7 protein-coding genes and 1 pseudogene are annotated in these 6381 nt (G+C 59.3%); all 8 read left to right on the forward strand.

The window, feature by feature from the left end:
• Nucleotides 1–1151 (forward strand): beta-ketoacyl-ACP synthase II (fabF, locus tag ACIOWA_RS15820; RefSeq protein WP_401160625.1); only part of this gene is annotated, 1151 nt, incomplete at its 5' end.
• On the forward strand, nt 1151–1966 hold the full coding sequence (pabC, locus tag ACIOWA_RS15825) for an aminodeoxychorismate lyase (RefSeq protein ID WP_401160627.1): 816 nt from the start codon (nt 1151–1153) through the stop codon (nt 1964–1966). The genes fabF and pabC, both read left to right, overlap by 1 nt.
• A 3-nt stretch (nt 1967–1969) precedes the next feature.
• Nucleotides 1970–3139 (forward strand): endolytic transglycosylase MltG, encoded by a 1170-nt coding sequence (gene mltG / locus ACIOWA_RS15830; RefSeq protein WP_401160629.1) that lies wholly within the window; start codon nt 1970–1972, stop codon nt 3137–3139.
• A gap of 19 nt (nt 3140–3158) precedes the next feature.
• On the forward strand, nt 3159–3791 hold the full coding sequence (tmk, locus tag ACIOWA_RS15835) for a dTMP kinase (protein ID WP_339431073.1): 633 nt from the start codon (nt 3159–3161) through the stop codon (nt 3789–3791).
• Entirely contained in the window at nt 3784–4767 is a 984-nt protein-coding gene (locus tag ACIOWA_RS15840) for a DNA polymerase III subunit delta' (protein ID WP_339431074.1), read from the forward strand. The genes tmk and ACIOWA_RS15840 overlap by 8 nt, the downstream gene beginning before the upstream one ends.
• 42 nt (nt 4768–4809) lie before the next feature.
• The gene (locus ACIOWA_RS15845) at nt 4810–5166 is read left to right on the forward strand and encodes a PilZ domain-containing protein (protein ID WP_150651119.1); all 357 of its coding nucleotides are present in this window, start codon (nt 4810–4812) and stop codon (nt 5164–5166) included.
• A gap of 14 nt (nt 5167–5180) precedes the next feature.
• Nucleotides 5181–5966, forward strand: a complete 786-nt coding sequence (locus tag ACIOWA_RS15850) for a TatD family hydrolase (protein WP_401160632.1) — start codon at nt 5181–5183, stop codon at nt 5964–5966.
• Between the two features lie 341 nt (nt 5967–6307).
• Nucleotides 6308–6381, forward strand: a pseudogene (locus ACIOWA_RS15855) (TetR/AcrR family transcriptional regulator); the annotation flags it as partial.

The raw sequence follows: 6381 nt of genomic DNA on the forward strand, positions 1-6381 counted from the left end.
GTAGTGGCATTGGTCTGATCGAACACACCGACCTTTCTGCCTATTCCACCCGCTTTGGCGGCTCGGTAAAGGGCTTCAATGTCGAGGAATACCTGTCGGTCAAGGAAGCGCGCAAGCTTGACCTGTTCATTCAGTACGGCCTCGCCGCAGGCTTTCAAGCCGTGCGCAATGCCGGTCTGGAAGTCACTGACGCCAACCGTGAACGCATTGGCGTCGCCATGGGGTCGGGTATCGGCGGCCTGACCAACATCGAAGAAACCAGCCGTACCCTGCATGAGACGGGGCCGCGCCGAATTTCACCGTTCTTTGTGCCAGGCTCGATCATCAATATGATTTCCGGTTTCCTGTCGATCCATCTGGGGGCACAGGGACCTAACTACGCCATCGCCACCGCGTGTACCACCGGTACGCACTGCATTGGTATGGCGGCGCGCAACATCATGTATGACGAAGCCGACGTGATGATCGCCGGCGGTGCCGAAATGGCGGCGTGCGGTCTGGGCATGGGTGGCTTCGGCGCGTCCCGTGCGCTGTCGACCCGCAATGACGAGCCGGCTCGTGCCAGCCGTCCTTGGGACAAGGGCCGTGATGGTTTCGTGCTGTCCGACGGTGCCGGTGCGTTGGTCCTCGAAGAGCTCGAACATGCCAAGGCTCGTGGCGCGACCATCTATGCCGAGCTGATTGGTTTCGGTACCAGCGGCGACGCGTTCCATATGACTTCGCCGCCCGCCGACGGCGCCGGTGCAGCCCGCTGCATCACCAATGCACTGCGTGACGCGAAGATCAATGCCGATCAAGTGCAGTACATCAACGCCCACGGCACTTCGACGCCGGCTGGCGATCTTGCCGAAGCCAACGCAATCAAGACCGTGTTCGGTGATCACGCCTACAAAATGGCGGTCAGTTCTACCAAGTCCATGACCGGTCACCTGTTGGGTGCGGCGGGTGCGGTCGAAGCGATCTTTAGCGTGCTGGCAATCAACGGCCAGGTGGCACCACCGACGATTAACCTTGAAGAGCCCGACGAAGGCTGCGATCTCGATTTTGTGCCGCACACTGCGCGCAACATGGATATCGACGTCGTGCTGTCCAACTCCTTCGGTTTTGGCGGTACCAACGGTACCTTGGCGTTCCGCCGGTTCGCAGGTTGATGGACTGCTGGGTCGACGGTCAACCGGCTGACACGCTGTCGCTGAAAGATCGCGGCCTGGCTTACGGCGATGGTCTGTTCGAGACCGTTGCCGTGCGTGGCGGCCAGCCGGTGCTGTTGGATCGGCATCTGGCGCGACTGGCCGATGGCTGTTCGCGTCTGGCCATTGCGACCGACATCGAACTGATTCGCCAAGAGCTGCTGAGCTATGCGGCGGCGATGGGCGAGGGCGTGCTCAAGCTTATCCTCACGCGGGGCGATGGTTTGCGCGGTTATGCGCCAGATCCTGCGTCGCAGGGTCGACGCATTCTGCAAGGCAACCCTCCTGCCGCTTACCCCGCTGTCCACGCGCAACTTGGCATTCGCCTCTTTCCTTGCAGCACGCGATTGGCCAGCCAGCCCTTGTTGGCGGGGCTGAAACACCTCAATCGCCTGGAACAAGTCATCGCCCGCGCCGAATGGCAGGACAGCGAACACGCTGAAGGCTTGATGCTCGATCAGGCCGGTCGAGTCATCGAAGGGGTGTTCAGCAACCTGTTTCTGGTGCGTGATGGGGTGTTGATCACACCTGATTTGAAGCGTTGCGGCGTGGCTGGTGTGATGCGCGCCGAAATATTGTTTCAGGCCGAGTCTTTGACCATCCCCACACAAATCGCCGATATCAGCCTTGAACAGCTGCAATGGGCCGATGAAGTCTTTCTCTGCAATAGCGTTTATGGCGTTTGGCCGGTACGTGCCTACGCTGCGCTGAGCTGGCCGGTTGGCCCGCTCACCCGTAAACTGCAAACCATTGCCCGCGCCCTACTGGATGCCTGATTCGTGAGACGTAAACTTTTGCTGCTGCTGGAAACCGGATTGGTTCTGGCAGGGTTGCTGTTGGGCGCCAGCACCTGGAAGATTCACTCCGCACTGGAGCAGCCTCTGAACATCACGCAGGAAGAGCTGCTGGATGTGCCGAAAGGTTCCACACCGACCCGGACTTTCCTCGAGCTCGAAACCGATGGCGTCATCAAGGACGCATTCTGGCTACGGGTTTATTGGCGGTTCAATCTTGCCGGTACGCCAATCCACAGCGGTGAATACCGCATGCAGCCGGGCATGACTGTCGATGGTCTGATCGACTTGTGGAAGCGTGGGGAGGTGGTTCAGTACAGCCTGACGTTGGTTGAAGGATGGAATTTCCATCAAGTGCGCGCGGCGTTGGCCAAAGACGAAAAAATCGAGCACACCCTCAATGGTCTTAGCGACAGCGACGTCATGGCGAAGATCGGCCACAAGGGGCTGTTCCCGGAAGGTCGTTTCTTCCCTGATACCTACCGCTTCGAGCGCGGCATGTCCGATACCGAACTGCTGAAAAAGGCCTTTGATCGTCTCGACGAAGTATTGGCCAAGGAGTGGGAAAATCGCTCCGCCGACGCGCCTTACAGTGAGCCTTATCAAGCGCTGATCATGGCCTCGCTGGTTGAGAAGGAAACCGGCGTGCCGCAGGAACGCGGTCAGATTGCCGGCGTCTTTGTGCGTCGGATGGCGGTGGGCATGCAATTGCAGACCGATCCAACAGTGATTTATGGCTTGGGCGATCGTTACACCGGCAAGCTGACCCGTGCTCATTTGCGAGAGCCGACGCCTTATAACACCTACGTGATTCCTGGCCTGCCGCCGACGCCGATTGCAATGGTTGGGCGTGAAGCGATTCACGCTGCGTTGAACCCGGTGGAGGGCACCAGTCTCTACTTCGTCGCACGTGGCGACGGCAGCCATGTCTTCTCTGACGACCTCGATGCACATAATCGTGCGGTGCGCGAGTTCCAGCTCAAGCGACGCGCCGATTACCGCTCCAGTCCGGCGCCAGCAGTCACGCCTGAGGCGGCTCCGGCATCCGATGAAGCGAAACCTGCAGCATCACCGCAAACTGCGCCTGAGTCGCCGCCGCAGGTTTCGCCTCAGGAGGCTGCACCGGACGCTGCGGCACCACAAGACACGCAATGACTTTGATTAAGGACTGCCTGTGACTGGCTTGTTTATTACCTTGGAAGGCCCGGAAGGCGCCGGCAAGAGCACCAACCGCGAATACCTGGCAGAGCGCCTGCGCGCCGCCGGTATCGAGGTGCTGTTGACCCGTGAGCCCGGCGGTACTGCGCTGGCCGAACGGATTCGCGACGTGCTGCTGGCGCCGGCCGACGAAGTCATGAATCCGGACGCCGAGCTGTTGCTGGTTTTCGCCGCGCGTGCCCAGCATCTGGCTGAAGTGATCCGTCCGGCTCTGGCCCGTGGTGCAGTGGTGTTGTGTGACCGGTTCACTGATTCGACATATGCCTATCAGGGCGCTGGTCGCGGTTTGTCGCTGGAACGTATCGCGACGCTGGAAACCTTCGTACAGGGTGATCTGCGCCCGGATCTGACGCTGATTTTCGATCTGCCGGTGGAAATCGGCCTGGCCCGTGCCAGTGCGCGGGGGCGTCTGGATCGTTTCGAGCTTGAAGGACGGGCATTTTTCGAAGCGGTGCGCGGCGCGTTTCTCAAGCGTGCTGAAGCCGATCCTTCGCGTTACGTGCGGATCGATGCCGGTCAGCCGTTGGCACAAGTCCAGCAATCGCTGGATACATTGCTGCCGCGTTTGCTGGAGCTGAGCCGTGGCTGAGGCCTATCCGTGGCAAGACAGCCTCTGGCAGCATCTGGCCGGACGTAGCCAGCACGCCCACGCCTATCTGCTACATGGCCCGGCCGGTATCGGTAAGCGGGCCTTGGCGGAGCGGCTAATGGCCAGCCTGTTGTGCCAGCGTCCGACGCCTGAAGCCTGCGGTGAGTGCAAATCCTGCTTGCTGCTCAAGGCTGGCAGCCACCCGGACAATTACATCCTCGAACCGGAAGAAGCCGACAAGGCAATCAAGGTCGATCAGGTGCGTGATCTGGTCAGCTTCGTGGTGCAGACCGCGCAACTGGGCGGACGCAAGGTGGTGTTGGTCGAGCCGGTGGAGTCGATGAACATCAACGCCGCAAACGCCTTGCTCAAAAGTCTTGAAGAGCCTTCCGGCGACACGGTATTGCTGTTGGTCAGTCACCAGCCGAGCCGTTTGTTGCCAACGATCAAGAGTCGCTGCGTGCAGCAGGCCTGTCCGTTGCCGAGTGAGGCGATGAGCCTGCAATGGCTGGCTCAGGCGCTGCCGGAATGTTCCGCAGAGGAGCGTGTCGAGCTGTTGACGTTGGCGGCGGGCTCGCCATTGGCGGCGGTCAGCCTTCAGTCTCAAGGTGTGCGCGATCAGCGCGCGCAAGTGGTCGAAGGTGTGAAGAAGCTGCTCAAGCAGCAGCAATCGCCGACGCAACTGGCCGAAGAATGGAAAAGCATTCCAATGCTGCGTCTGTTCGATTGGTTTTGCGATTGGTCGAGCCTGATCTTGCGTTATCAACTGACGCAGGACGAAGCCGGTCTTGGCCTGACCGATATGCGTAAGGTTGTGCAGTACCTCGCGCAGAAAAGTGCGCAGGGCAAAGTCCTCGATATTCAGGACTGGATTCTCGCCCAGCGGCAGAAAGTCCTGAGCAAGGCCAACCTCAACCCGACACTGTTGCTGGAGGCGTTGTTGGTGCAATGGGCGGGATTGCCTGGCCAAAGATAAGAATGTGTACCTAGACTCTGAGCATCAGCAGTGGAGGTCAACATGAACGAACCTGTCAGCCCCGGGCCGCGCAACGGCATTTTGTCCCTGACCATCAAGGACAAATCCGTGCTTTATGCCGCTTATATGCCGTTCATCAAGAACGGTGGTCTGTTCATCCCGACCAACAAGAGCTACAAGTTGGGCGATGAGGTGTTCATGCTGCTGAACCTGATGGATGAAGCGGAAAAGATTCCGGTCGCCGGCAAGGTCGCCTGGATCACCCCCAAAGGTGCGCAAGGCAACCGCGCCGCCGGTGTCGGCGTTCAGTTCAACGAGGGCGACAACACGGCCCGTAGTCGCATCGAAACCCATCTGGCCGGAGCGCTGAAATCCGACCGTCCCACTCATACGATGTAAGTAGCTGCCTTTTTATGCTCGTAGATTCCCATTGTCACCTTGATCGCCTTGACCTCGCCGCCCATGACGGCTCGCTGGATGCTGCACTGGATGCCGCTCGCGAGCGCGGGGTCGGGCACTTTCTGTGCATCGGCGTGAGTGCCGATAACGCTGCCGACGTCAAAGCCCTTGCTGAGCGTTATGACGACGTTGATTGCTCGGTTGGCGTGCATCCGCTGGACGTACAGCCTGGCGCGGCGCCAGCGCTGGACTGGCTGTTGCACGAACTCAATCATCCGAAAGTGGTGGCGATTGGTGAAACCGGTCTGGATTACCACTACGAACCGGAAGCCGCCGAGCTGCAGCAAGAGTCGTTCCGTCTGCACTTGCAGGCCGCGCAGCAGACCGGCAAACCGGTGATCATCCACACCCGCGGTGCCCGCGCCGATACCCTTGCGCTGCTGCGCGAGGCGGCGCTGCCCCAAGCAGGGGTGCTGCATTGCTTTACCGAAGATTGGGACATGGCGAAAGCTGCGTTGGACATGGGTTATTACATTTCCTTGTCCGGCATCGTCACGTTCCGCAATGCTGACGCGTTGCGCGATGTGGCGAGCAAAGTCCCGGCCGATCGCCTGCTGGTCGAAACCGACTCGCCGTACCTGGCGCCTGTCCCTTATCGCGGCAAACCGAACCTGCCGCAGTACGTGCGCGAAGTGGCAGAGTTTCTGGCGATGCTGCGTGGCGAACACTACGAGCGTTTTGCCGAGCAGACCACCGAAAACTTCAAGCGTCTGTTTCCGCTGGCCCATGTAAAAGCCTGAATCGCAGGCAAAAAAAACCCGGGTTCTGGGGGGTGAATCCGGGTTAAGACCATTAGGAGTAAAACAAAGGCACGCGGTCCCTTGGTACCTTTATCGGCCCGGCACTTGGGGGAGATGCCGCCCGACAGTTCAAGTATTGATCAGTCTGGCGTGCAGTCCAGTTAGCAGGTCGGGGTTTTTAAACAAATTTGGAATACGTTTGCTTCAGTTGAGTTCTCATTACCCCCCAAACGTTCGCAAAATGAACAAGAAACACAGATATGGTCGGATGATCCGTGCATTTTTGTGCAAGTTAGGCATAATACGCGGCTTCGAATTTTGACCCCAACAGACCTTTTCTTATGCACAAAGAACCTCGTAAGGTCCGTGAGTTTCGTCGCCGCGAGCAAGAAATTCTCGATACCGCGCTCAAGCT

It is taken from the genome of Pseudomonas sp. NPDC087614, from assembly GCF_044743485.1.
In the GTDB taxonomy this organism is placed as follows: Bacteria; Pseudomonadota; Gammaproteobacteria; order Pseudomonadales; family Pseudomonadaceae; genus Aquipseudomonas; species Aquipseudomonas baetica_A.